The sequence below is a fragment of the Tessaracoccus aquimaris genome, assembly GCF_001997345.1.
In the GTDB taxonomy this organism is placed as follows: Bacteria; Actinomycetota; Actinomycetes; order Propionibacteriales; family Propionibacteriaceae; genus Arachnia; species Arachnia aquimaris.
Map to the genome: position 1 here is coordinate 1,270,148 of NZ_CP019606.1, position 24,481 is coordinate 1,294,628.

Annotated in this window: 21 protein-coding genes and 3 pseudogenes; 2 read left to right on the forward strand and 22 right to left on the reverse strand. The window is 69.1% G+C overall.

Going from position 1 to position 24,481, the window contains the following annotated elements:
• Positions 1-290: 290 nt before the first annotated feature.
• From BW730_RS05995 to BW730_RS06005, 3 genes are all read right to left on the reverse strand, one after another.
• Positions 291-938, reverse strand: coding sequence for a response regulator transcription factor (locus BW730_RS05995; protein ID WP_077685466.1), 648 nt, complete (start codon positions 936-938; stop codon positions 291-293).
• 137 nt (positions 939-1,075) lie between these two features.
• Positions 1,076-2,023 carry a hypothetical protein gene (locus BW730_RS06000; protein ID WP_077685467.1) on the reverse strand — a complete coding sequence of 316 codons (948 nt, stop codon included), beginning with the start codon at positions 2,021-2,023 and terminating at the stop codon, positions 1,076-1,078.
• Entirely contained in the window at positions 2,020-2,664 is a 645-nt protein-coding gene (locus BW730_RS06005; protein WP_077685468.1) for a hypothetical protein, read from the reverse strand. Before BW730_RS06005 ends, BW730_RS06000 begins: the two co-directional genes overlap by 4 nt.
• 323 nt (positions 2,665-2,987) lie before the next feature.
• Between BW730_RS06005 and BW730_RS06010 the strand changes: the two genes are divergently transcribed.
• On the forward strand, positions 2,988-4,157 hold the full coding sequence (locus BW730_RS06010) for an RtcB family protein (RefSeq protein ID WP_077685469.1): 1,170 nt from the start codon (positions 2,988-2,990) through the stop codon (positions 4,155-4,157).
• A gap of 42 nt (positions 4,158-4,199) precedes the next feature.
• Here BW730_RS06010 and BW730_RS06015 read toward each other — a convergent pair whose 3' ends face one another.
• From BW730_RS06015 to BW730_RS06075, 13 genes and pseudogenes are all read right to left on the reverse strand, one after another.
• Positions 4,200-4,985 carry a maleylpyruvate isomerase family mycothiol-dependent enzyme gene (locus tag BW730_RS06015; protein WP_077685470.1) on the reverse strand — a complete coding sequence of 262 codons (786 nt, stop codon included), beginning with the start codon at positions 4,983-4,985 and terminating at the stop codon, positions 4,200-4,202.
• 22 nt (positions 4,986-5,007) lie between these two features.
• Entirely contained in the window at positions 5,008-6,087 is a 1,080-nt protein-coding gene (gene aroB, locus BW730_RS06020; protein ID WP_145952745.1) for a 3-dehydroquinate synthase, read from the reverse strand.
• On the reverse strand, positions 6,084-6,590 hold the full coding sequence (locus BW730_RS06025; protein WP_077685472.1) for a shikimate kinase: 507 nt from the start codon (positions 6,588-6,590) through the stop codon (positions 6,084-6,086). Before BW730_RS06025 ends, aroB begins: the two co-directional genes overlap by 4 nt.
• Positions 6,587-7,784: pseudogene (gene aroC / locus BW730_RS06030) on the reverse strand (chorismate synthase). Before aroC ends, BW730_RS06025 begins: the two are co-directional and overlap by 4 nt.
• Before the next feature lie 13 nt (positions 7,785-7,797).
• The gene (locus tag BW730_RS06035; RefSeq protein ID WP_226997099.1) at positions 7,798-8,634 is read right to left on the reverse strand and encodes a shikimate dehydrogenase family protein; all 837 of its coding nucleotides are present in this window, start codon (positions 8,632-8,634) and stop codon (positions 7,798-7,800) included.
• Positions 8,607-9,116 (reverse strand): annotated as a pseudogene (gene mltG / locus BW730_RS19935) (endolytic transglycosylase MltG); the annotation flags it as partial. The gene BW730_RS06035 and the pseudogene mltG, both read right to left, overlap by 28 nt.
• A 50-nt stretch (positions 9,117-9,166) precedes the next feature.
• On the reverse strand, positions 9,167-9,730 hold the full coding sequence (locus BW730_RS19940; protein WP_077685474.1) for an endolytic transglycosylase MltG: 564 nt from the start codon (positions 9,728-9,730) through the stop codon (positions 9,167-9,169).
• Positions 9,727-10,188: a Holliday junction resolvase RuvX gene (ruvX, locus tag BW730_RS06050; RefSeq protein ID WP_077685475.1), complete on the reverse strand. Its 462-nt coding sequence runs from the start codon at positions 10,186-10,188 to the stop codon at positions 9,727-9,729. Before ruvX ends, BW730_RS19940 begins: the two co-directional genes overlap by 4 nt.
• Positions 10,181-12,832, reverse strand: coding sequence for an alanine--tRNA ligase (gene alaS, locus BW730_RS06055; protein ID WP_077685476.1), 2,652 nt, complete (start codon positions 12,830-12,832; stop codon positions 10,181-10,183). Before alaS ends, ruvX begins: the two co-directional genes overlap by 8 nt.
• Positions 12,833-12,853: 21 nt before the next feature.
• The gene (locus tag BW730_RS06060) at positions 12,854-13,087 is read right to left on the reverse strand and encodes a DUF6167 family protein (protein ID WP_077685477.1); all 234 of its coding nucleotides are present in this window, start codon (positions 13,085-13,087) and stop codon (positions 12,854-12,856) included.
• Positions 13,084-13,464, reverse strand: coding sequence for a DUF948 domain-containing protein (locus tag BW730_RS06065; protein WP_077685478.1), 381 nt, complete (start codon positions 13,462-13,464; stop codon positions 13,084-13,086). Before BW730_RS06065 ends, BW730_RS06060 begins: the two co-directional genes overlap by 4 nt.
• A gap of 88 nt (positions 13,465-13,552) precedes the next feature.
• Positions 13,553-14,914 (reverse strand): replication-associated recombination protein A, encoded by a 1,362-nt coding sequence (locus tag BW730_RS06070; protein ID WP_077685479.1) that lies wholly within the window; start codon positions 14,912-14,914, stop codon positions 13,553-13,555.
• Between the two features lie 28 nt (positions 14,915-14,942).
• On the reverse strand, positions 14,943-15,437 hold the full coding sequence (locus tag BW730_RS06075) for a hypothetical protein (RefSeq protein ID WP_077685480.1): 495 nt from the start codon (positions 15,435-15,437) through the stop codon (positions 14,943-14,945).
• A gap of 129 nt (positions 15,438-15,566) precedes the next feature.
• Here BW730_RS06075 and BW730_RS06080 point away from each other — a divergent pair.
• Positions 15,567-16,792: pseudogene (locus tag BW730_RS06080) on the forward strand (multidrug effflux MFS transporter).
• On the opposite strand, the gene BW730_RS06085 reads toward BW730_RS06080, so the two are convergent.
• The 6 genes from BW730_RS06085 to BW730_RS06110 form a co-directional block, all read right to left on the reverse strand.
• Positions 16,789-17,676 carry an HNH endonuclease gene (locus tag BW730_RS06085; RefSeq protein WP_077685481.1) on the reverse strand — a complete coding sequence of 296 codons (888 nt, stop codon included), beginning with the start codon at positions 17,674-17,676 and terminating at the stop codon, positions 16,789-16,791. The pseudogene BW730_RS06080 and the gene BW730_RS06085 sit on opposite strands and share 4 nt — an antisense overlap.
• Positions 17,677-17,725: 49 nt before the next feature.
• Entirely contained in the window at positions 17,726-18,586 is an 861-nt protein-coding gene (locus tag BW730_RS06090) for a PRD domain-containing protein (RefSeq protein ID WP_158522492.1), read from the reverse strand.
• Positions 18,587-18,681: 95 nt separating this feature from the next.
• On the reverse strand, positions 18,682-19,197 hold the full coding sequence (locus tag BW730_RS06095; protein ID WP_226997100.1) for a PTS sugar transporter subunit IIA: 516 nt from the start codon (positions 19,195-19,197) through the stop codon (positions 18,682-18,684).
• A complete protein-coding gene (locus BW730_RS06100) occupies positions 19,194-20,768 on the reverse strand; it encodes a PTS transporter subunit EIIC (protein WP_077685483.1) in 1,575 nt (524 codons plus the stop codon). Before BW730_RS06100 ends, BW730_RS06095 begins: the two co-directional genes overlap by 4 nt.
• Before the next feature lie 497 nt (positions 20,769-21,265).
• Positions 21,266-23,077: an aspartate--tRNA ligase gene (gene aspS / locus BW730_RS06105; protein ID WP_077685484.1), complete on the reverse strand. Its 1,812-nt coding sequence runs from the start codon at positions 23,075-23,077 to the stop codon at positions 21,266-21,268.
• 437 nt (positions 23,078-23,514) lie between these two features.
• A complete protein-coding gene (locus tag BW730_RS06110) occupies positions 23,515-23,946 on the reverse strand; it encodes a hypothetical protein (RefSeq protein WP_077685485.1) in 432 nt (143 codons plus the stop codon).
• Between the last annotated feature and the right edge of the window lie 535 nt (positions 23,947-24,481).

The window sequence follows — 24,481 nt, forward strand, 5'->3', positions numbered from 1 at the left end:
GCGTTTGAGCAGTAGTCACTGGTCGGTTGAGCAGTAGTCACTGGTCGATGGACGACACGCCGAGAGCGCACGTCGAAACGGCCATCGAACCCAGAATGCTGCTCAACGACCGCCCCGTGGACGCGCGCCCATCGCGCATGGGTCGAGCACGGATTACTGCTCAACCCCACAGCCGACCCAGGGCCCCCTCTCCGCTGGCCGTCCGAGTCGCCGGCGCGCACGGCTTCGCGCCCCTGGGTACTGCTCAACGCCAGAGCCGACCGACGGCGGCCGCTCCGCTTGCTGGTCCGTTAGCCGGCGCGCAGGAAGGCGAGGACGGCCAGGACGCGGCGCGAGGAGTTCGGCTCCTCGCTCAGGCCCAACTTCGCGAAGATCGAGTTGATGTGTTTCTGGATGGCCTTCTCGGTGACGACGAGTCGCTCGGCCATGGCGGCGTTGGCCTCGCCCCGCGCCATCAGTTCGAGCACCTCCGTCTCGCGCGGCGTCAACGCGGACAGCCTGTCCGCGAGCACCTTGCGCTGCATCAGCGTCGTGATGACCTCCGGGTCGATCACCGTCCCGCCCGAGGCGACCGTGCGCAGCGCTGCGACGAAGCTGACGTCGTCGAAGACGCGGTCCTTCAGCAGGTAGCCGATTGCTCCGGCGCCGTCCCCGAGCAACTCGTCGAGGTAGAGGTGCTCGACGTACTGGCTGAGCAGTAGCACCGGGAACCCGCGTCGCGCCCTCCGCAGTTCGAGCGCGGCCCTGATCCCCTCGTCGGTGTTGGTGGGCGGCATCCGGATGTCGAGGAGCGCCACGTCGGGCTGCGTTTCCAGCACGCCGGGGACGATCTCCCCCGCCTCGGCGACGCTGCCGACGACCTCGACGCCGTTGGAGGCGAGCAGTCGTTCGAGGCCCTGCCGGAGCAGGAACTGGTCCTCGGCCAGGAAGATTCGCATGGTCCCAAGTCTGCCCGGACCCCCTAGGCACGCAGTCGGCTGGGTGGGGATTTGAGCATGTTGGTAACTCGTTTGCCTGTGAACGTGAACATCGGCTGAAAATCGCAACGAGACACCAAACATGCTCAAGGAAGCGCTCAGCCGACCGGTGTCGAGGCGGACTGGTCGTTCAGGATCCGGACGACCGCGTCGCGGGTGGCCTCGGCGTAGCTGCGGCCGTCGTCGAGGGTTGCCCGGCCGCCGAAGTAGGCGTTTGCGCCGTCGTGACGCATCGGGCCGACGCTCTCGAATGAGACGCGACCCTCCCGCTTCGCCCTGCCCCACGTCGACAGCGGGGCCGTCGGCCAGCGCCCAGGGAAGGCGATGTCGCCGATCAGCCGTAGCCGGTCGGAGGTCCCCGTCAGGTTCCAGACGTGCCGCATCCGGTCGAGGCCCGGATCGTCGCCGTAGATGCCTCCGACGCTGATCATCGAGACCGGGATTCCCAGGCCGGAGAGGAACCAGCCCGCGCCGAGCGCCATCTGCGCCCCTCCCGAGAAGCCGATCAGCGTGACCGGGTCGCCGCTGCCGGGGTGGTAGCCGTGGCGCTGCAGCGAGCGCCAGATCTCCTGCGCGAGGCCGATGCTCTGGGTCGGGCCGTAGCGGGGGTCGGCCGAGACGAGGACCTGGGCGATGTTGCGAAGGTTGATCAGCATCGCGAGCGGGTTGCTGCGCCACTGGCGGCGCATCCGGTCGAGCCTTCGCCACAGCCACTCGGTGGCGCGCTGCAGCAGCCCCCGGTTGTCGACCGCGTAGGGAAACACGTCGTCGACGATGACCACGTCGGTCACCGACTCGCGCAGCAGGTCGAGCCAGGCCGTCTCGCGCCGGGATAGGCCGTCCCCGCCGATCGTCCCGACGCCCGAGAGGTAGACGACGAAGTGGTGCGACGAGGTCTCGGCGCGGGCGTCGAGGGGGATCACGTCGAAGCTGCGACGCACCTCGACCTCGCCCTTGTCCGCCCACCAGCGCAGCGACTCGAGCGGGGACAGCAGCACGAAGGCGAACACGATCAGCACCGCGATGCCCAGGATCCAGGTGATCATCGGGTCACCTCCCGACGCTGCGAGACGGGGGTGATCGGGGTGCCAGCGAGGATGTCTCGCGCCGTGACCATCGTGGGTCGGCCGGTCGCGAGCGTCCACAGCCGCGAGGTGACCCAGTTCAAGGGGCGCTGCGCCAACCGGGAGACGACCTGCATCACGACCCAGCCCGCAGCGGAGAACCCGAGCGACCACAGCAGGCTGACGTCGAAGGCGCTGGCGACGCCGATCACGAGGATCAGGAAGCTCCACCCCTCGAGGATCCTGCCGAGCAGCAGTCCGAGGTGCGGGAGCGCCGTCGCGAAGTTCCACACCAGCGGCGCCGTCGACACCAGCCCGACGACGATCAGCGGCAGCAGCGGCATCGGGCCGCGCACCAGGGACGCCACGCCCCAGGTGATGGCGGCCTGCAGCACGTGCAGGAACGCAAGCGAGACCGCAGAGAGCAGCAGGCTGGTCAGGAGGCGCCAGCCGTTGATCTTGTTGAGCAGCAGGATCGCGATGTGTCCGAGCATCGTGGAGGCGGCGGCTAGCAGCGCCACGCCGAGCGCTGGCCACAGCAGCGTCATGGGCGCGTCATCGACGCGCAGGAACAGCCGAGGGTCTAGCCCAAGGGCCGCCCAGAGCACGCGCAGGACCTCCACGGGTTCATCTTGTCACGTCGGGCCTCGTGGGTGACGGCGCGACTCATCGTTGACGCCGGCCGCGCGGGCGGGCTATCTTGGCTAGTCCGCGTCACGGGACGCGGAACGAGTCCAGGAGCGACGTGCTGAAGTTCCAGCGCCAAGAAGCGGTGCAGCCGATGAGCTGCTACCGCCTTCTCGTCGTCCCTGAGGCACGCGGCTGACCGATCTACTGATCAATCTCTGGCCCCGTAACCGCTCAGGTTCGGGGCCTCATGTGTATCCGCGGCCATCACCGCACATGATTCCCCGACCAGCGACTCGTCCTGTTCAAGGAAGGAATCATGGAACACCTCACCAAACGGCTCGTCTCATGGGCAAGCATCCTGGACGAGCAGACGCTCGACCAGGCGCGCACCGCCTCGACGCTGCCGTTCATCTACCCGCATCTGGCGCTGATGCCCGACGCCCACCTGGGCAAGGGCGCGACCGTCGGATCGGTCATCCCGACGCTCGGGGCGATCATCCCCGCGGCGGTCGGAGTCGACATCGGCTGCGGCATGATCGCAGTGCGGACGCAGTTCACCAAGGCACAGGTGGCCGCCGTCGATCTCGCCGCGCTGCGGGTCGCGATCGAACGCGCGATCCCGCTGTCGGCGGGGCACCACAACGCGCGGGTGCTGCCGAGCGCCGAGCCGCGCATCCAGGAACTGGAGTCGCTTGCGGAGCGCTCCGGCCTCGACCCGGCAGGCTACGCGGGCAACTGGCGCCTCCAGCTCGGCTCGCTCGGCTCCGGGAACCACTTCATCGAGGTGACGGCTGACGAGAACGACGCGGTCTGGCTGTTCCTGCACTCAGGCTCCCGCGGTATCGGGAACAAGATCGCCGGGCATCACATCCAGGTGGCGCAGCGGCTCGCGAAGCAGTGGTGGATCGAGTTGCCAGACCCGGACCTGGCCTACCTCGTCGAGGGCACGGCCGAGTTCACCCGCTACATCGCCGAGCTGAGGTGGGCCCAGCACTTCGCGCTGCTGAACCGCGATGAGATGATGGATCGCGTCGTCGCCCGGATGGCGGCCGCCATGGGCGAGGGCGTCCAGGAGTTGGAGCGGGTCAACTGCCACCACAACTTCACCGAGCGCGAACGGCACTTCGGCAAGGACGTCTGGGTCTCCCGGAAGGGTGCCATCAAGGCCGACGAGGGACTCGCGGGCCTGATCCCCGGGTCCATGGGCACCGCCAGCTACGTCGTCAGCGGGCTGGGTAACCCGGTGTCGCTCAACTCGGCACCGCACGGTGCCGGACGGGCGTTCTCGAGGTCGCAGGCGCGGCGGACGTTCACGCGCGAACAGTTGCGGGAGTCGATGCGGGGCATCGAGTACCGCGACACCGACGCGTTCATCGACGAGATCCCCGCGGCCTACAAGCCGATCGACCAGGTGATGGCCGACTCGGCTGGGCTGGTCGAGATCCGCCACACGCTGCACCAGTTGGTCAACGTGAAGGGCGACTGAACCTCGCGCCGCGACCCTCGGGTGGCGGCGCGGGGCACTCGCCTACTGGATGCCGAAGGCGATCAGTTCGTCGAAGGCGCTCAGCAGCGCGGCGTCACCCTCGCGGGTGGTGGTGGCCGGCCGCGACCAGACGAGCATGTCGAGTTCCTGGGCGGGCCCTGCGATCACGGCCGCGGGCACAGCGCCCTCGGGAGCCCTGCCGCCGCCGATCTGGTCGACGAAGTCGTTGCCCCAGGCGGTCCCGTTCCACCGGTACAGCTCGACGAGCCGGGGCTCTTCGTCGGTGGGGCGCAGTTCGACGACGCCGAGCGGGGTGCGCGTGGCGTCTGCCGGCACCCAGTTCCACATCACGTCGAGGACGTGGTCGATCCCGCGACCCGCGACCTCCGGGTCGATCGGCGAGATCGGCAGCCCGGCGGTCAGTTCGGCGTCGACGCGATGGATGGTGGCCTCGTGCGGCTGCATCCGCTCGGTGAACCCGACGCTCTTGTCGCCGGGGAACCAACTCCACGACGGCGCGTCGAGGGGGCCGGACAGCAGCGCGGCGATCAGGTCCTCGGTGGCGCGCTCGCGACGGTCGAGCACCTCCGCGCGGGTCGCGGGGCGCGGCGGCTGGGCTGCCTCGAGCCGTTCGACCTCGGCGTCGCTTGTCGCCCCGGACGAAATGACCGACGCCCAGAACAGGTGGACCTCGGTGAGGTGCCACAGCAGGTCGTCTGCGTTCCAGCCCGGGCAGGTCGGGACCGGCGTTGCGGCGTCGATCCCCCGGATCACGTCGGCGAGGCGGCGCGCCTCGGCCCTGATCACATGCGTGGCTTCGTAGCTCATGCGCGACAGCCTAGAGGCTGCCTCAGACAAGTTCCGCGTAGCTGCGGGAGAGCACGTCCTCGTCCGGGTCGGCGAGCGCCGTGACGGACCCGACGGCGCGGAGCCCGACCAGCCGCAGCGACGACCCGCGGGCCTTCTTGTCGAGGCTCATGATGGGTCTGAGGTCGGAGAACGGTGCCGGGTAGCTGAGTGGTAGCCCGAGCCCGCCGAGCAGTTCGTCGTGCAGCGCGACGGTGTCGTCGTCGAGGCCCAGCAGGTCGCGGGAGACGCGCGCCATCCAGGCCATCCCGACGCTGATCGCCTGGCCGTGCCGCCAGGTGAAGCCCGCGTGCTTCTCGATGGCGTGGCCAAGGGTGTGGCCGTAGTTGAGGGCCTCACGCCCGACGTTGTCGCCGACGGAGGTGGCCTCGGTGAAGTCCGCGGCGACGACCCCCGCCTTGACGGCGATCGCCCGGCGGACGAGTTCGGCGAACCGGTCGCTGGTCACGTCGCGGCTGTCTGCGAGGTCCTCCGAGGCGAGTCGCAGAATCTCCGGGTCGGAGATGAAGCCGCACTTGACGACCTCCGCGAGCCCGGAGGCGACCTCTTCGGGGGCCAGCCCGCCGAGCAGATCGAGGTCGCACAGCACCGCGCGCGGCTCGTAGAACGCGCCGACCAGGTTCTTGCCCGCCGTCAGGTTGATCCCCGTCTTGCCGCCGACCGCCGCGTCGACCATGCCGAGCACCGACGTCGGGACGCTGACGTAGCCGACGCCACGCAGCCAGGAGGCGGCGACGAAGCCTGCGAGGTCTGTCGTGGTGCCGCCGCCGACGCCGATCACCAGATCGTTGCGGGTGAACCCGGCCGCCGCGAGCGCGTCCCAGCAGTCGGCGAGCACCTGCGGGGTCTTGGCGGCCTCCGCGTCCGGCACGGCGATCAGCGTCGCGGGGCGATCGACCAGCGCGGCGACCCGTTCGGCCAGCGCCGCGAGCGGCGCGGGATGGATGACGGCGACCCGGCTGGCGTCCGCGACGAGGGAGGGAAGCGCCGCGAGGGCGCCGCCCGCGATGGTCACGTCGTAGGGTCCGAGCCCCGACTCGACCCGGACGACGGCGCCGCTCACTGCTGCCCGTCCCACCCGCGTTCGCGGGCCAACTGGTCGGCGATCTCGGAGGAGCCGCGGCCGTCGGTCTCGATGATCTGGGTGGCGAGGGCCTCGTAGACGGGGGTGCGTTCGCGCAGCAGTTCGATTAGCCGGCCCCGCACGTTGCCGAGCAGAAGTGGCCGTGCAGTGTTCAGGCCGACCCGGCGGCTTGCCTGCCCGATGGAGACCTTCAGCCAGACGATGTCGTGGCCGGCGAGCGCCGAACGGATCTCGGGGTTCATGACGGAGCCGCCACCGAGGGACAGCACGTCGAAGGTGTCCAGCAGTTCGACGGTCGCCTCCTGCTCGAGGGCGCGGAAGTAGGTCTCCCCCTCGTCGGCGAAGATCTCGGCGATGGGCTTGCCCATCACCTCCTCGATGCGGTGATCGACGTCGACATAGGTCTTGCCGAGCTTTCGGGCAAGTCGCCTGCCGACGGACGACTTTCCGGCGCCCGGGGCGCCGATCAGGACGATGCTCATCGGCCGATCTCCAATCCGCGTGCCTTGACGTCGGCCAGGTAGCCCTCGTAGTTGCGGCGGGCCTCGCCGACGGAGTCGCCGCCGAACTTCTCGAGAGCAGCCTCCGCGATCACCAGCGCGACCATCGCCTCGGCGACGACGCCCGCGGCGGGGACCGCCGTCACGTCGGAGCGCTGGTGATGCGCCTTGGCCTCCTCGCCCGTGGTGGTGTCGATGGTGCGCAGCGCCCGGGGTACCGTCGCGATGGGCTTCATGGCGGCGCGCACGCGCAGCACCTCGCCCGTCGACATGCCCCCTCTGTGCCGCCGGATCGGTGCGACGCGCGGGATACTCCCCCGCCACCGGCCGGGACGATCTCGTCGTGTGCGAGGGAGCCGCGGGTGCGGGCCAGTTCGAAGCCGTCGCCGACCTCGACGCCCTTGATCGCCTGAATGCCCATCAGGGCGCCCGCGAGGCGCGCGTCGAGGCGCCGGTCTCCCTGCGAGTGCGAGCCGAGGCCCGGCGGCAGCCCCCACGCGATCACCTCGACGACGCCGCCGAGGGTGTCGCCGTCACGGTGGCAGGCCTCGACCTCGGCCTGCATGGCCAGTGAGGCCTCCGGGTCGAAGCAGCGGGCGGGGTCGGCGTCGATGGCGGGGAGGTCGTCGATCGTCGGCAGGTCGGCGCGGGTCGCGCGGATGCCCCGAACTCGACGACGTGGCTGAGCAGCGTGATGCCGAAGGCCTGTCGGAGGAACGCCTGTGCGATGGTGCCGAGCGCGACGCGGGCCGCCGTCTCCCGAGCGGAGGCGCGCTCCAGGATCGGGCGTGCCTCGTCCCAGTCGTATTTCTGCATGCCCGCGAGATCGGCGTGACCAGGGCGCGGGCGGGTGAGGGGCGCGTTGCGGGCGAGCGCGGCGAGGACGTCCTCGTCGACCTCGCCTGGGGCCATCACCTGCTGCCACTTGGGCCACTCGGTGTTGCCGACCTGGATCGCGATGGGCGACCCGAGGGTCTCGCCGTGCCGGAACCCGGCCAGCAGCGTGACCTCGTCGGCCTCGAACTTCATCCGGGCGCCGCGTCCGACCCCGAGCCTGCGGCGGCGCAGGTTCTCGGCGATCTCCTCGACGCCGACCTGGACGTGGGCGGGGATGCCCTCCATGGTCGCGATGAGGGCTTGGCCGTGAGACTCTCCGGCGGTCAGGTATCGAAGCATGACCGCCATTGTGTCAGAGTGACGCGCGTCGCTTCAGTTCGCGACCGGCTGCCGAACGGCACTGCTCGAAGGTGACGGCGTGCCCCGTCAGCAGCCTGAACTGGTCGACGGCCTGCCCGGCGAGCAGGTCCAGGCCGTTGAGCACCATTCGACCCTCGACGGCGGCTGCGTCGGTCAGCGGGGTGGGCCACGGGTCGTAGACCACGTCGAACACGACACGGGCGGAGCCCGCCAGGTCGGTGGCGTGCGGTGCCGCCGCGTCGGCGGGGATGGTGCTGGCGACCAGGTCGACCGGTTCGACGGCGTCGCCGAGGAGTCGGACCTGCGCGTCGACGCCGAGGTCGGCTGCCAGGCTGATCAGGGAGGCGGCCCGTTCGGGTCGACGGGCGAGCACCACGAGCTCGCGCAGCCCCATCCGGGCCAGCGCGAGGACGATGGAACGCGCGGTCGCACCGTTGCCGAGCAGCGCTGCGCGGCGCGGGTCGGCGAGGCCGTGGGCTCGCCACGCCACCGCGAAGCCGGGCACATCGGTGTTGTAGACGGCTGGCTCTGCGCCGAAGACGAGCGTGTTTCCTCCACCGACCAAGCGGGAGGCCTCGTCCGGGGCGCCGTAGGCGAGGATCGCCTCCTTGTGAGGCGCCGTCACGCTCAGCCCGGCCCACGCGGGGTCGTCGAGGCGGGCCGTGACGAAGCCGTCGAGCTCCTCTGCGGTGACGGTGTAGGCGTCGTAGCGCCATTCCAGCCCGTTGGAGCGGTATCCGTCGCGGTGGATCGCGGGAGACAGGGAGTGGCCCGCCGGGTCGCCGACGACGCCCGCGAACATCAGCAGGAGCCCTTGTTCTCCGAGCACCACTGCTGGAACAGCTTGACGTTGGCCTGGTGTTCCTCTTCGGTCGCCGCGAAGCGGGTGTCGCCCGTCGACGGGTTCACCGTCACGAAGAACAGCGCGTCCGTGGCGGCGGGCTGCAGCGCGGCGGCGAGCGCCGTCTCGCCTGGGTTGCTGATCGGGCCGGGTGGGAATCCCGTGTGCACGTAGGTGTTGTACGGCGACGGGTTGGCGCGGTCCTCCGCGGTCGTAGTGACCTTGCCGGACTTGCCGACCGCGTAGTGCACGGTCGAGTCCATCTGGAGCATCATGCCCTTCTTGATGCGGTTGTAGATGACGGCGGCGACCATCGGCTGATCGTCCTTGTCCGGCACCTCCGCCGCGATGATGGACGCGGTCGTCACGGCCTGCATCGGGGTGATGCCCAGTTCCTTCGCCCGGTTCACCAGGTCGAGCTTGCCCGCGATGTTGCCGTACTGCTTGAGCTGGGTGGTCACGATCGCGACCGGATCGACCGGCTCGGCGACCTGGTACTTGGCGGGGAAGAGGAAGCCCTCTAGCTTGCCCCCGCATAGTCGGGCAGGTTCGTGTACTTGGTGCCGTCGTAGGCCGCCGTGAGGGCGTCCTCCTTGACGTCCAACTTGTCCTTCTTGAGGACGATCTGCTGCTGCTCCGCCAGTGTGGTGCCCTCCTGGAAGAGCACGTCAAGCACGACGAGGTTCTTCTGGTCCAGGATCATGTCGAGGGCTGTCTCTGAGGGCAGCTGCTTCTTGACCTTGTAGCGGCCTGCCTTGAGTTCGGACCAGCGGCCGCTCTCGATGGCGACCTTGCGGAAGGTCTTGGTCGACTTGACGACGCCCGCCTCCGTCAGCAGGTCGCCGATCTGGGTGGGCGTCGGGCCGCCTGCGGGGATCAGCACCTCGACGGCCTCGGTGCCATCGCCGATGTAGTCGTCCTGCGTTCGCCACTCGACGTAGGCGTCGTTTGCCTTGCTGTAGACGAACCAGCCGCCGCCACCGAGGACCGCGATCGCGAGCAGCACGGCGAAGGCGCTGCGGGCGTGATACCCGATCTTGCGCCAGTTCAGGCGTCCGTCGTTGTCAATGAACGCTGGGCTCACCGTTCCTCCTCGATCACACTCAACCCCACAGGTGCGCCGTCACGCTCCTCGGCGTCCAGGGCGCGCTGCAGGATTTCCACGGCGGCGGCCTGGTCGATGACTTTTCGCTGTTGCTTGGCCTTGCGGCCCGCGCTTCCTAGGCTACGCGATGCCGAAACCGTGCTCATCCTCTCGTCGACCAGACGCACCGGAACCGGTGCGATCAGGGCGGCGAGGGCGACGGACTTCTCCTCGATGTACTGCGCGGCGATGCCACGCTCCCCCGCGAGGGTCAGGGGAAGGCCGATGTAGACGACCTCCGCCCGGTACTCCTCGACGAGCGCGACGAGGCGGCGCGCCTCGTCCGGGCCCGCCTGCACGGTCTCGACGGGGTAGGCGAACGTGGTGCCCGCGTTTGCGGCGGCCACCCCGATGCGGGCCTTGCCCCAGTCGATCCCGAGTCGGGGCGCGTCAGCCACGCGTCTCCAGCGCCGAGCGGACGGCCGCGATCGCCTGCGGGGCCGCCGACGCGTCGGTGCCACCGCCCTGGGCGAGATCGTCCTTGCCGCCGCCCTTGCCGCCGAGTGCGGCGCTGGCGAGCGAGATCAGTTGACCGGCCTTCAGGCCGAGGTCGCGGGCGGCCGCGTTGGTGGCGACCAGCGCGGCGGGCTTGTCTGCCCCGCCGACGAGCGCGACGACGGCGGGCTCGGAGCCGAGCCGGTCGCGCAGGTCCATCGCGAGCGTGCGCAGTTCGCCGCCCCCGACGCCAGGGGTCGCGACGCCGAGGTAGCGGACCCCGTTGACGTCGACGGCCTGCTGGACGAGCTGGGCCGACCCGGCGAGCAGCTTCTCCGCGTTCAGCTTGGCGATCTGCTTCTCGGCGTCCTTGAGTTGGCCGATCAGCCTCTCGACGCGGCCGACGACCTGGTCGGGCTGCACGCGCAGCGTGTCAGTGAGCGCGGTGACGAGCGCCCGCTCGGCCGCGAACTTCGAGAACGCGTCGCCCGCGACGAGCGCCTCGACGCGGCGCACACCGGAGCCGATCGAGGACTCGCTGAGCAGGTTGAGCATGCCGATCTCGGCGGTGGTGCCGACGTGCGTGCCGCCGCACAACTCGCGCGACCATGGGCCGGCAAGCTCGACCATCCGCACCAGCGGCGGGTACTTCTCGCCGAACATGGCCATCGCGCCGAGCGCCTTTGCCTCCTCTAGCGGCATCTCCTGCGCCGAGACCGCGTAGTTGGCGGCGATCGCCTCGTTGGAGCGGCCCTCGATCTCGGCCTTCAGCGCCTCGCTGAGGCCGTGCGTTGCGGAGAAGTCGAAGCGCATGTAGCCGGGCTTGTTGTAGGAGCCGGCCTGGGTCGCCGTCGGGCCGACCAGTTCGCGCAGCGCGGCGTGCACGATGTGCGTCGCAGTGTGCGCCTGGCTCGCGCCGTGCCGGGCGGCGGCGTCGACCCGCGCGTCGACGGTCGCACCAAGCGGCAGTTCGCCCAGCACCTCGACGCGGTGCACGACCAGCCCGGGGACGGGGCGCTGCACGTCGATCACGTTGAGGTTGAAGCCGTCGCCGACGATGACGCCGCGGTCGGCGTCCTGGCCGCCGGACTCGGCGTAGAACGGGGTCTCCCGCAGCACGATCTCGACGGTGGTGCCGTCCAGAGCGCGGTCGACCGCGGCACCGTCGGCGACGATGCCGCGCACCGTGGTGTTGACGTCGAGGTCGGTGTAGCCGAGGAACGGCACCTCGCCCGCCTCGCGGAGTTCGCGGTAGGCCTCAAGGCTGGCGGCGCCGCCCTTCTTGGCCTTCGCGTCGGCGCGGGCGCGCTCCTTCTGCTCCTTCATGAGCGCGTCGAACTGGGCACGGTCGACGGTGAGGCCCTGCTCGGCCGCCATCTCCATGGTCAGGTCGATCGGGAAGCCGTAGGTGTCGTGCAACTGGAACGCCTTGTCGCCAGACAGGGTCGTGGCGTGCTCGCCCTTTGCGGCGTCGACCGCCGTGTCGAACATGACGGTGCCCGACTGCAGGGTGCGGCGGAAGGACTTCTCCTCCGCCTCGGCCGCCTCCGCGACGCGCGGCCAGTTGGCGTCGATGTCGGGGTACGACACGCGCATCAGGTCCCGCGAGACGGGCAGCAGTTCGAGCAGCACAGGATCGTTGACGCCGAGCAGGCGCATGGCGCGGATGACGCGGCGCAGCAGTCGGCGCAGCACGTAGCCGCGGGCCTCGTTGCCGGGGGTGACGCCGTCGGTCATCAGCATCAGGCTCGAGCGGACGTGGTCGGCGACGACGCGGAAGCGCACGTCGTCAGTCGGGTCGTCGCCGTAGCGCCTGCCCGACAGTTCGGCCGCCTTGGCGATGACGGGGTACACCTCGTCGATCTCGTACATGTTGGCGACGCCCTGCTTGAGCAGCGCGATGCGCTCCAGGCCCGCGCCGGTGTCGATGTTCTTGTGCGGGAGCGGGCGCAGCACGTCGAAGTCGTCCTTGGCGCGCACCGCGGAGAGCTCCTCCTGCTGGAAGACCAGGTTCCAGATCTCGAGGAAGCGGTCCTCGTCGGCCTCGGGGCCGCCGTCAGCGCCGAACTCGGGCCCGCGGTCGATGTAGATCTCGGAGCAGGGCCCGCCGGGGCCGGGGACGCCCATGTGCCAGTAGTTGTCCTTGAGGCCGCGTTCCTGGATCCGCTCGCGCGGGATGCCGACCTTCAGCCACAGGTCGATGGTCTCCTGGTCGCCGTACAGCGCCGTCACCCAGACCTTTTCGGGGTCGAAGCCGAGGCCGCCGTCCTGCTCCTTGCCGGTGACGAGATCCCAGGCGAAGCGGATCGCGCCCTCCTTGAAGTAGTCGCCGAAGGAGAAGTTGCCGAGCATCTGGAAGAACGTGCCGTGCCGGGTGGTCTTGCCGACCTCGTCGATGTCGAGCGTGCGCACGCACTTCTGGGCGGAGACGGCGCGGGCGTAGGGGGCGGGCTCGTCGCCGAGGAAGTAGGGCTTGAACGGCACCATGCCTGCGTTGACGAACAGCAGGGTGGGGTCGTTGTACAGCAGCGACGCGCTTGGCACGTCGACGTGGTCATGCTTCGCGAAGAAGTCGATGAACCTGCTCCGGATCTCGGAGGTCTTCATATGGAGAGTTCCTTGGGATGTTCAGTCGTTGTTGGCGGGGATGTTCAGCTCGTGGCGGAGCTCGGCCTCCCGCTGGGCCATCGAGGAGCGGAAGGTGCCCATGAAGTCGCCGAAGCTGGCGGCGGCCTCGTGGCCCTTCTTCTCCACCTGCTGCGAGATGCCCTGTGGGGTGAGGCGGTGCATCAGTTCGCGGCCACGGAGCACCACGAACACGGCAAGGCCCGCACCGAGGAGCAGCCAGAAGAAGCGGCTCATCGCTTGACCCGCTTCCGGCCCTGGAAGGCCTGCCGGACGCCGTAGGTGAAGGCGGCGGTCTTGACGAGCGGGCCTCCGAGGGTCGCGGCGAACAGCGTGGAGAGTTGGGCGGCGTTCTCGCTGACCACTGTGGCGTGCCCGGAGACGCGCGACGCGTCCTCGGTGACGACCTTGAGCTTTGCGAGTTCGTCGTTGGTGGCCACGACGGTGCCCTTCAACTCCTGCAGGATCGGCACGGAGTTGCTCCCGACGTCACGCACGGCGAGTCGCACCTCGTCGAGGGTTCGGCCGAGCTTGAGCAGGGGCACGGCCGCGAGCGCGACGAAGACGCAGAGCGCCACGGCCGCGATCAGGCCAGCGATTTCACCAACGGTCATGCGCGCAACTCTAGCCGACGGCCTGCCGGTTGAGCAGGCGCCGCCGCTGTCGTCGCGTGGTGGGCCGGGCCTGCGCGGAGGGCGCGCCTCAGTCGCGTCCGAGCAGATCGCGCAGCGCGCGCACCCGTTCGGCGATGACGGCCTCCTGGCCGTTGTCGGTCGGCTCGTAGTAGCGGGCCTTCTCGAGGTCCTCTGGCAGGTAGGTCTGCGCGACGACGCCGTGCGGGTAGTCGTGCGGGTAGCGGTAGCCCTCGCCGTGGCCGAGCTTCTTGGCACCCGAGTAGTGGGCGTCGCGCAGTTGCGCGGGCACCCCGGTCCCCTTGCCCTCGCGGATGTCCGCGATCGCCTTGTCGAGCGCAACGTAGGCCGCGTTCGACTTCGGCGCGGTCGCCGCTGCGACGGTGGCGTGCGCTAGCGTGATCCGCGCCTCCGGCATGCCGAGCAGTTGCACCGCCTGCGCGGCGGCGACGCAGATCGGCAGCACGTTGCTTGCAGCCATCCCGACGTCTTCGGAGGCGGAGATCATCAGGCGCCGCGCGATGAATCGGGGGTCCTCCCCCGCCTCCAGCATCCGGGCGAGGTAGTGCAGCGATGCGTCGACGTCGGAGCCTCGGATCGACTTGATGAACGCGGAGATGACGTCGTAGTGCTGGTCGCCGTCCTTGTCGTAGCGGACGGCGGCCCGGTCGGCCGAAGATTCAACGGCGGCCTGGTCGATCAGGGTGCCGCCGAGCGAGTCGGCGGCGGCGGCGGATTCCTCGAGGTACGTCAGGGCGCGGCGGGCGTCGCCGCCCGAGAGTCGCACGATCATGTCGCGCGCGGCGTCGTCCAGTTCGAACGCGTCGCCCGACCTGGGGCTCAGCCCGCGGTCGTCGACAAGCGCCCGCCGCAGCAGGGCGACCAGGTCGTCGTCGGTGAGCGGCTGGAGGCGAAGCAGCAGCGAGCGCGACAGCAGCGGCGAGATGACCGAGAACGACGGGTTCTCGGTGGTCGCGGCGATCAGCGTGACGAGGCGGTTCTCGACGGCGGGCAGCAGCACGTCCTGTTGCGCCTTGGAGAAGCGGTGCACCTCGTCGACGAACAACACAGTGGCGCGTCCCCTGGCGAGTTGCCTGCGCGCCTCCTCGATCTCGGCACGCACCTCCTTCACGCCTGCGGTGACGGCGGAGAGTTCGACGAACCGGCGCTGCGTCGCCTGCGAGACGACAGAGGCGATGGTCGTCTTGCCGACGCCGGGAGGACCCCAGAGGAACACCGACATGGGTTGCCCATCTGCGAGCCTCCGCAGCGGCGATCCCGGAGCGAGCAGGTGCTGCTGGCCGACGATCTCGTCGAGGTTTCTTGGGCGGAGCCGGACGGCGAGCGGCGCCTGGGGGTTCGTCGCGTCGCTCAGCGAGCCGCCACGCTGGGGTGGCTCGGGGTCGAGGTTTCCGAACAGGTCGACAGACACGCCGTCACTCTACCCGCGCCTGACCTGCTCACGCGTCGAGGTCGAACGCGATGCCGTCCAGCCACGTCTCCCAGTCCGCGTCGTCGACCAGGCCCTGCTTGACGGTGCCGATCAGGAACCCGTCGCGCTCGGCATCAACCCGGTAGACGACGGTGCGGGACTGGTAGTTCTCGCACCCGTTGGTGCAGACATAGGTGGGCAGCGTCGTTTGGCCGCGCTGCACACCTTCCTCGAGGTCCTGGTACGTGAGCGTCATCAGGGTGTCCATGTCCACGCCGGGGATGCCCTGCCCCTCCTGCGCGCCGCCGCGTTCGCCGTCGGCGCAGGTGGTCGGGATGAAGCGCCACTGGACGGGGCCGCCGGTCCCTAGGCGGGCCTCGCAGCCCCCTGCGTGCGTCGTCTGGGCCTCGTCGGCGGCTGTCACCTGCGTGCCGGTGAAGGCCGGCGGGTCGCCCAGATCCACCTTCGGATCATCGTTCGGGGCCGGGAGACCGAGCAGCAGGAGGAGGAGCAGTTCGAGCATGGAACCAATTGTGAGCCGATCCCGGCTCAGGCCATCCCTGACGTCTTTCGGAGGCGCCTTTGCAGATAGTTGAACTGGCACATATCGTTGATGTTTGTCTTTGCGCGCCACTATCTCTAGGCACACCCCATGGAATCGGATCTCGGCAGGCGCTTCTCGCGCCGACGCCGCATCGCCATCATCATCACCCTCGGCCTCCTCACAGGCCTTGGGCCATTCACGATCGACCTGTACCTGCCCGCGTTCCCGGCCATCAAGGCCGACTGGTCGCTGACCGACGCGCAGGTCCAGGTCACGCTGTCCGCTACGACCATCGGCTTCGCCCTCGGGCAGTTGATCGTCGGGCCGCTCAGCGACAGGCTGGGCCGCCGCTGGCCGCTTGTCGTGTGCAGTTGCCTGCATGTGACCTCGTCGGTGCTGGTGGCGATCGCACCCAACGTCGACTTCCTGATCGGGATGCGCCTGCTGCAGGGCGTCGGCGCGGCGGGCGGTGCGGTGGTCGCGATGGCGATGGCGCGCGACCTGTTCTCCGGTCGCCCGCTCGTGGTGATGCTGTCGCGCCTGGCGCTGATCTCCGGCCTCGCGCCGATCGTCGCCCCATCGTGGGCTCCTGGATGGTCACGGTGATGCCGTGGCGGGGCATCTTCTGGGGCCTCGCGGGCTACGGGGCGCTCGTGGTGGCGCTGATCATCGTGATGACGGTGGAGACGAGGCCCCCTGCGCAGCGCACGCGCGGCGGGCTCGGCGCGCTGATGACCGGCTTCGGCGTCGTGCTGCGCGACCGCGTCTCGCTCGGCGGGATCCTGGTCGCCGCCTGCTCCTTCGGCGGGCTGTTCTCCTACGTCTCGAGTTCCTCGGTGCTGCTGCAGTCGGTCTATGGGCTCAGCGCGCAGGGATTCGGCGCGGTCTTCGCGATCTGTTCGTGCGGTGTGTTCATCGGCGTCCAGAGCGGAAGCCGCCTGGCGCAGCGGTTCGGCCCGCACTGGGTGCTTGTCGGGTCGACCGGGTTGATGGTGCTCGCCTCGCTGGCGGTGCTCGCGATCAACGCGGCCGACGTCGGGTACGTACCGCTCGTGCCCGCGCTGTTCCTGTTCACCTCCGGGTTCGGCTCTTCGGCGCCGTGCACCCAACTGCTCGTGTTGCAGAACCACCGCGAGCGCTCGGGCACGGCGTCGTCACTGCTCGGCGCCAGCACCATGTCGGTCGGCTCGATCGTCGGCCCACTGATCGGATCGGTACCCATGACCAGCGCCGTCCCGATGGGCACCGCGATGCTGATCTGCTCGTCCCTGGCGACGGTCGCGCTGTGGCTGGTGCTCCGCCCCTGGTCCCTGCCCCGCGGCCGCCTGTTCTAGGTGTACGCCAGGAACTCGGCGTATCTCTCCTCGAGCCTCTCTGTGTCTGGGCGCAGGGCCCGAGCCCTTGGGAGGATCTCCAGGGACGTGTTGTGGACTCCTTGGATGCCTCCCGCAAGCATCCAGCCGTCTGTTTCCTGAAGCACATCGTCCCTGACGTGCAGAGTGAGGTCTGGCCGGATGCCGAGAAGGTTGGCGTCGAAGGCGGCGTGGTGGATCTTGCACAATGAGATCCCGTTCGGAACGACCGGCTGCCCGTTCGGCTTCCCGTCCGCCAGGATGTGCGCCGCATCGAGCAGTTCCAGATGCTTCAAGCGGCAGATCGAACACTTGCCGTCGTAGGCGAGCAGCACCTGCCTACGGAAGATCGGCTGGTGGAGCCTCTGCTTGGTGAGCCGCAGGGCGTAGGCACGCGCATCAACGGACAGATCCCCGGTCCCCAGGTGCCGCTGGCCCTCATCGACGGCGAGGGTGAACTCGAGGTTAGCCGGATCGTCGGCGATCACGTAGACCGGATAGATCGGCTCGTAGCGTCCCCGCGCTACTCCGACGAACCACACGATCGGAAGCCGGTCCTGGAAGGCGCGCCGGAGCGCCCGGTTGTCGTAGTGGTTTGGGTCGTCGCCGCGGTACTTGTAGCGCTGGAGGCCATCGGCTCCGACGGAGTCAGCGTAGGGCGGCGTCTGCGTCGGTTCCGTGTAGGCGGTCCTGATCGAGATGGCTGCCTGCAGGGATCGCGGCTTCATGATCCCTTGCTGTCCCGCGATGGCTATCCGTTGGCCCTGATACTCGAAGCCCTTGAGGAACAGCTGGTCGACGACGGGATCGGTCCGGGCATCGAGCCACCGCATAAGGGCCTCGCGCACCGCCAACTCACCGATCATGCCGGCAGCCTAGCTACCGGGAGCCACGGCCGTGAGGTGGGCACGACAATCATCCCGCCCGCGGGGCATCGACCTCGTTCAGGAGGCGACCGGCGTGCAGCGCCAGGTAGGCGACCTCCTCGGCCGTCAGCGATCTGCCGAGCCGTTCCCCGACGACGACACCGAGACGCTCCGCGGCCTCGGCCGCGCTGGGCTGCGACAGGCGCATCGCGCCCATGATGTCCATCGGGGTGTCGGTCAGTTGCCTGTCCTCGGAGACCCGCACCATCAGGTAGCGCAGGTGGGTCGCGAAACGGGCGGCGCCCATGCTGGCCCGGTCGACCGGGGTTCCCCAGCGCCGCTCCAGTTCCACGAAGGCGGCCTCGATGACGTCGGTGAGTCGGGGTGCGCCCTCCAGGTCGACGCGCGCCCACCGCTGGTTGATGAGGTGCAGCGCGAAGGCGACCCATTCGTCGGACTGCAACCGGACGCCGAGCGCGTGGTTGGCGATCGCGAGGGCCCTGCGACCGACGGCCGCCTCCTCCGGGTAAACCTGTGCGACCTCCCACTTCAGCGGGAAGTCGATCTCGAGGCCCGCCTCTGCGCGTCGGACGGCGAAGCTGAGGTGGTCGAGGACGGGCAGCAGGATGGCCTGCGAGACGGTGATGCCGAGCCGTTGGTGGGCCAGGTCCACGATCCGTTGCGCCACGCTCGCCTGCTCCCAGGTGGCGCCCGCCAGCATCTCGGCGAGGTGGGTCGCGCGGTACGTGGCGTCGGAGATGAACCGCTGCCCGGCGGAGCCGTCGACGCTGTCCCCTGGTTTGCGGCCGAAGCCGACGCCCTTTCCGAGGAGGACGATGTCGGTGCCGTCGTCCTCGACCGCGAGGACGACGTTGTTGTTGTACACCTTCTTGACGGTGACCGGCGCCATGGGCTCCATCCTGCCTGTACCTGCCTGCTCGACGCCGGTTCCGGCGCGAGACCGCGGGCGGAGCGTGAGCCCCGCCCGCGGATCGTGCGACGCGCCTACTTGGGCGTGACGGTGACGACGGGTTCGCCGTCGGTGGCGCCGAGGTCGACGGCCGAGACCGCGAACTTCTTCGAGTTCGTGACGAGCACCGGGGTCGCCATGGACGGCACCTGCGGGGTCACCGCGGCCATGTCGACCTGGACGATCGGGTCCCCGACCTCGACGCGGTCGCCCTGGTCGCGCAGGCCGATGAAGCCCTCGCCCTTCAGCTTGACCGTGTCGATGCCGATGTGGACGAGCACCTCAGCACCGTTGTCGGCCTTGATGGCGTACGCGTGCAGCGTCTTGGCCACCAGCATGAGCTTGCCCGCCACCGGGGCCCGGAAGGTGCCGTCGGTGGGGATCACCGCGAAGCCGTCCCCCATCACCCGGCCGGAGAAGACGGGGTCGGGCACCTCCTCGAGGGTGACGATGTGGCCGAGCACAGGCTTGACGAGACCGACCGGCTCGCCCTTGGGTGCCGCCGTGGCGGGAGACGCCTCGGCGGTCTCCTCCACGGCGGTCTCGGTCACGGTCTCGGCGACCGGGGCGCTCGCCGCGGCCGCCAACTCCACGGGGGCGCGGTCGGATTCGCCGCGAGGGCCGCCTGCATGGAGGCCTTCAGCGAATCGGCCTGGGTGCCGAAGATCGCCTGGACGTTGTTGCCGACCTCGATGACGCCCGCCGCTCCGAGCGCCTTGAGCCGCGCCTGGTTGACCTTGGCCTTGTCCTCGACCTCGATCCTGAGCCGGGTGATGCAGGCGTCAACGAGCAGCAGGTTCTCGCGGCCACCGAAGGCCGCGATGAGCTGCTCTGCCCGTGCGGCGTCGCCGATCGGCCCATCGCCCTGGGCCTCGACGTCCTCGATGTCCTCAAGGTCTGCGCGGCCGGGCGTCATCATGTTCCACTTCACGATCACGAAGCGGAACAGGAAGTAGTAGAACACGGCGAAGGCCAGGCCCATCACGACAAGAAGCGGGATGTTCTTCGCGGCCGGCGCCGAGCCGTAGAGCAACAGGTCGATCAAGCCGGCCGAGAACGAGAAGCCGAGATGGATATCGAGCAGATAGGCGATCGCCATCGACAGGCCGGTGAGCACGGCGTGCACGACGTACAGCGGGAACGCCACGAACATGAACGCGAACTCGAGCGGCTCGGTGATGCCCGTCAGGAAGGCGGTCAGGCCAGCGGCGGTCAGGATGCCCGCCGCGATCTTCTTCTGGCCGGGCTTGGCGACATGGATCATGGCGAGCGCCGCTGCGGGTAGGCCGAACATCAGGATCGGGTAGAAGCCAGCGGTCAGCGCACCGGCGGTCGGGTCGCCCGCGGCGAACCGGGTCAGTTCGCCCGTGACGACGCCGTTGGCGGTGGTGTAGTCGCCGTAGATGAACCAGATGTAGCTGTTGACGATGTGGTGCAGGCCGAGCGGGATCAGCATCCGGTTCACGAAGCCGTAGGTGAAGGCCCCGAGGAAGCCGGACGCTGCGATGAACTGGCCGAGGCTGGTCAGGCCCGCGTTGAAGATCGGGTAGAAGTAGCTGAGCGCGAAGCCCGTGATCAGGGTGGCAAGCGACACCACGATCGGCACGAAGCGGCGACCGCCGAAGAACCCGAGGTAGGTCGGCAGTTTGATGTCGTGGTACTTGTCGAACAGCCAGGCCGTGAGCAGGCCGACGATGATGCCCGCGAACACGCCGTAGTTGATCATCGCCTGGTCGCCCGCCTTGTCGACGACGCCCTTGAGGACGACCGGGGACATGGACTTGAACACACCGTCGATGACGAGGTAGCCGGCGACCGCGGACAGCGCGGTCGATCCGTCGGCCTTCTTGGCGAAGCCGATGGCGACGCCGACGGCGAACAGCAGGGGCAGGTTGGCGAAGATGGCGTTGCCTGCGGCGCTCATGGCGTCGAAGAACGGGCCGATCACAGGGGCGTCGATCCTGCCGAGCAGGTCGTCCTGGCCGAGCCTCAGCAGGATGCCCGCGGCGGGAAGTAGTGCGATGGGAAGCATCAGCGACTTGCCCAGGCGCTGGAGTTGGGCGAAGCCCGGGATGCGCAGCCCGCCCTTCTTGGTGGCTGGTTCCACATTCTTGGTCGTCATCTGGCGTCCTCCTTGAACCGATGGGTGGGGACAGGCCTTCCGCGGGTGACGCCGATGGTGTGGTGTACGCGGCGGTCGGCACTGTCGTCGTGAGGGTGTGCCCGGACCAACATGGGCCGAGCTTTCGCCTCAGGTTTTGCCTTCTTCAGTAACAATCCCGACGACTCGCGCCGCTAGCGCGTGCGCTCACGCTAACAGCACGTCGGGAGCCAGCGTAGTGTCCATCAGCAAAGCTCACTCACGTTGAGCGAAATAGCCATCACCCATCTGCGGCCCGTCTCCGATGACGGCCGGGTGCGCCGGAACCCACGGCTCCGCCGCGGCGCCGCTGACGTCGGACACACGCCCGGCGGCAGGGATCGGGCCCAGGCACGACAGCCCCCGCTCGGCCACTTGAGACCTGTTCCCACCTGTCCCGAGCCGGGCGACCGGAGGTCCGGTCCCCGACGCACTGACGGGCCGGACGCCGCAGCGTCCGCCCCGTCAGGGTGGATGGGTCAGGCCTTCGAGGGTGCCTCCGGGGCGGCCTCGTCCTTCTTCGGCTCCGGCTTGAAGTCGACGCCGGCCTCCTTGCGCTGCTGGGCCGAGATCTCGGCCGGCGCCTCTGTCAGCGGGTCGAATCCGCCGCCGCTCTTCGGGAACGCGATCACGTCGCGGATCGTGTCGAAGCCGCCGAGCAGCATCACAAGGCGGTCGAGGCCGAACGCGATGCCGCCGTGCGGCGGAGCGCCGAACGAGAACGCGTCGAGCAGGAAGCCGAACTTGGCCTGCGCCTCCTCGTCGGTGATGCCCATCACCTTGAACACCCGCTCCTGCACGTCGCGGCGGTGGATACGGATCGATCCGCCGCCCACCTCGTTGCCGTTGCAGACGAAGTCATAGCCGTAGCTGAGCGCCGAGCCGGGGTCCGTGTCGAAGCTGTCCATCGACTCGGGCTTGGGCGAGGTGAACGCGTGGTGCACGGCCGTCCACTTGCTGTGTCCGAGCGCGACATCGCCGGAGGCCTCAGCCTCGGCGGTCGACTTGAACATGGGCGCGTCGACGACCCACAGGAAGCTCCACGCGTCCTCGTCGATCAGGCCGGTGCGACGACCGATCTCGAGGCGGGCCGCGCCGAGCAACTCCTGGGACGACTCGCGGGCGCCAGCGCCGAAGAAGATCGCGTCGCCGGGCTTGGCGTCCATCGCCGCGGCGATGCCGTCACGCTCGGCGTCGGAGATGTTCTTCGCGACGGGGCCGCCGAGGGTGCCGTCCTCACCGACCGTGATGTAGGCGAGGCCCTTGGCGCCGCGCTGCTTCGCCCACTCCTGCCACGCGTCGAACTGGCGACGCGGCAGCGAGGCCCCGCCCGGCATGACCACGCCGCCGACGTAAGCGGCCTGGAACACGCGGAACGGGGTGTCCTTGAAGTAGTCGGTCAGCTCCCGGATCTTGAGGTCGAAGCGCAGGTCGGGCTTGTCGGAGCCGTAGTCGTTCATGGCGTCGTGCCAGCTCATCCGCGGCAGCGGCAGGCTCATCTCGACGCCGATCAGCTCCCAGCAGGCGGCCATGATCTGCTCGGCGAGCGCGATCACGTCGTCCTGGTCGACGAAGCTCATCTCGATGTCGAGCTGGGTGAACTCGGGCTGCCGGTCGGCGCGGAAGTCCTCGTCGCGGTAGCAGCGCGCGATCTGGTAGTAGCGCTCCATGCCACCGACCATCAGCAACTGCTTGAAGAGCTGGGGGCTCTGCGGGAGGGCGTACCACTTGCCGGGGTGCAGGCGGGCCGGGACGATGAAGTCGCGCGCGCCCTCCGGCGTCGAGCGGGTCAGCGTCGGGGTCTCGATGTCGTAGAAGTTGTTACGGTCGAGCACGTCGCGGATGACGTGGGTCACCTTCGAGCGCAGCACGAGCGCCTCATGCTGGCGGGGCCGACGCAGGTCGAGGTAGCGGTGCTTGAGGCGGGCCTCCTCGCCGACGGTGGTTCGCTCGTCGATCTGGAACGGCAGCGGCGCTGCGGGGTTCAGGACCTCCAGTTCGCGGATCGCGACCTCGACCTCACCGGTGGGGATGTTGGGGTTCACGTTCTCGGCGGTGCGGGCGTCGACGACGCCGGTGACCTTGATGCAGAACTCGTTGCGCAGATCGTGGATGCCTGCGGATTCGAGGTACTCGTCCCGGACGACGATCTGGCAGATGCCCGACGCGTCGCGCAGATCGATGAAGGCGACGCCGCCGTGGTCGCGGCGCTTGGCCACCCATCCGGCGAGCGTGACTTCCTGGCCGACGTCGGAGGCGCGCAGCGTGCCTGCTTCGTGAGTGCGGATCACGGTATTCCTTTCAGTTCTGGGCTGCATAGACGGTGCAGCTCAGCAGCGGCACAGTCTACCGTCTCCGCCCCTGGTCGCCACCGCCCGGGATTCCGCGTCGACGCTGGCCGAAGCCGCCGGGAGGACCCAGCGGTGGGATCGAGGCGCGGCTCGTCGAGACTGTCGAGACTCGTCGGGAATCGGCAGGCGCACACGCGCTCGGCGAGCGGACCCCTCGACGGGCTCGGGGAACGGTGCATGGCAGCCTTCGAAGGTGTCGGTCCCGTTCGTCGAGCTTGTCGAGACGTCCGATCCCAAGGATCCGAACTGACCAGACACGGCTCCTCGGGCCAGGTCATCGTGGGCGGCCGACGGCCAGCCCACCACGGGGTCACCGGCCAGCCGGCATCCGTCTCACGGGCACGCCGCGGCTATCGATGTTCTCCTTGTACCAGCCGTCATGACGACTTCGGGTCGCCCTTGGCACCTCTACGCTCGATCCACCACACCGCGCAGGACATCGCCGCCACGCACGCCAGCAACGGAGCCACCCACACCCCCGCTCCGGAAGCATACGAAGCACGGTTCTCGTTGTAGCCAAAGATCGCCAAGAGGCCAGCGGCGATTGCACAGGGGACGGCCACCCACCCCGAGCGCCTTGACCCCCAGAACCCCGCTATGAGACCGACTCCTGCGACCACGGCACAGATCAGAGAGATGACGGGGACCACGTCGAAGTACACGATCAGATACCCATCGAACCACCGGTACGTTTTGTAGCCATGCCCTCCTCCATTTGCGCCGAAGACCATTGTGTAGGTCGGCATCACCATGATCGCCACGCTGCAGGCCACGAGGAGCAGCGATGCGCCCATCAGCACCTTCTTCATGACACCCGACTCTTCAGCAGAATCTCTCTGTCGCCTGCGCCCGCGCCGGAGTCCACCACGATCGCCGGGTAACTGGCTATGTCTAGTGAGCGATGTCGCGCCGACGTTCGACCGTCTCGCTCAATGGCCGCAGGGAAGCCCCGTGTTGCAGCCAGCGTGCCAACAGCGCATCAGGATCAAGTTCTCCTCGCGCGGTCCGCTCGTCGAACCCGTCCGAAACGTCAAGCACACGCGCGGCGAGCGGCCCCCTCGACAAGCTCGGGGAACGAACCAGCCAGCCTCGGGAATCGGCCCACGACGGGCTAGGTGAACCGCTCACGTGAGTGTGTCGACGAGGTTGGGCACCGCTCGTCGAGCTTGTCGAGACGTCCGAAACCAACGGCGGACGCTCGGCGAGCGGACCCCTCGACAAGCTCGGGGAACGAACCAGCCAGCCTCGGGAAACGGCACACGTGACCGTGTCGACGAGGGCGAGCACCGCTCGTCGAGCTCGTCGAGACGTCCGAAACCGGCGGCGAGCGCTCGGCGGGCGACC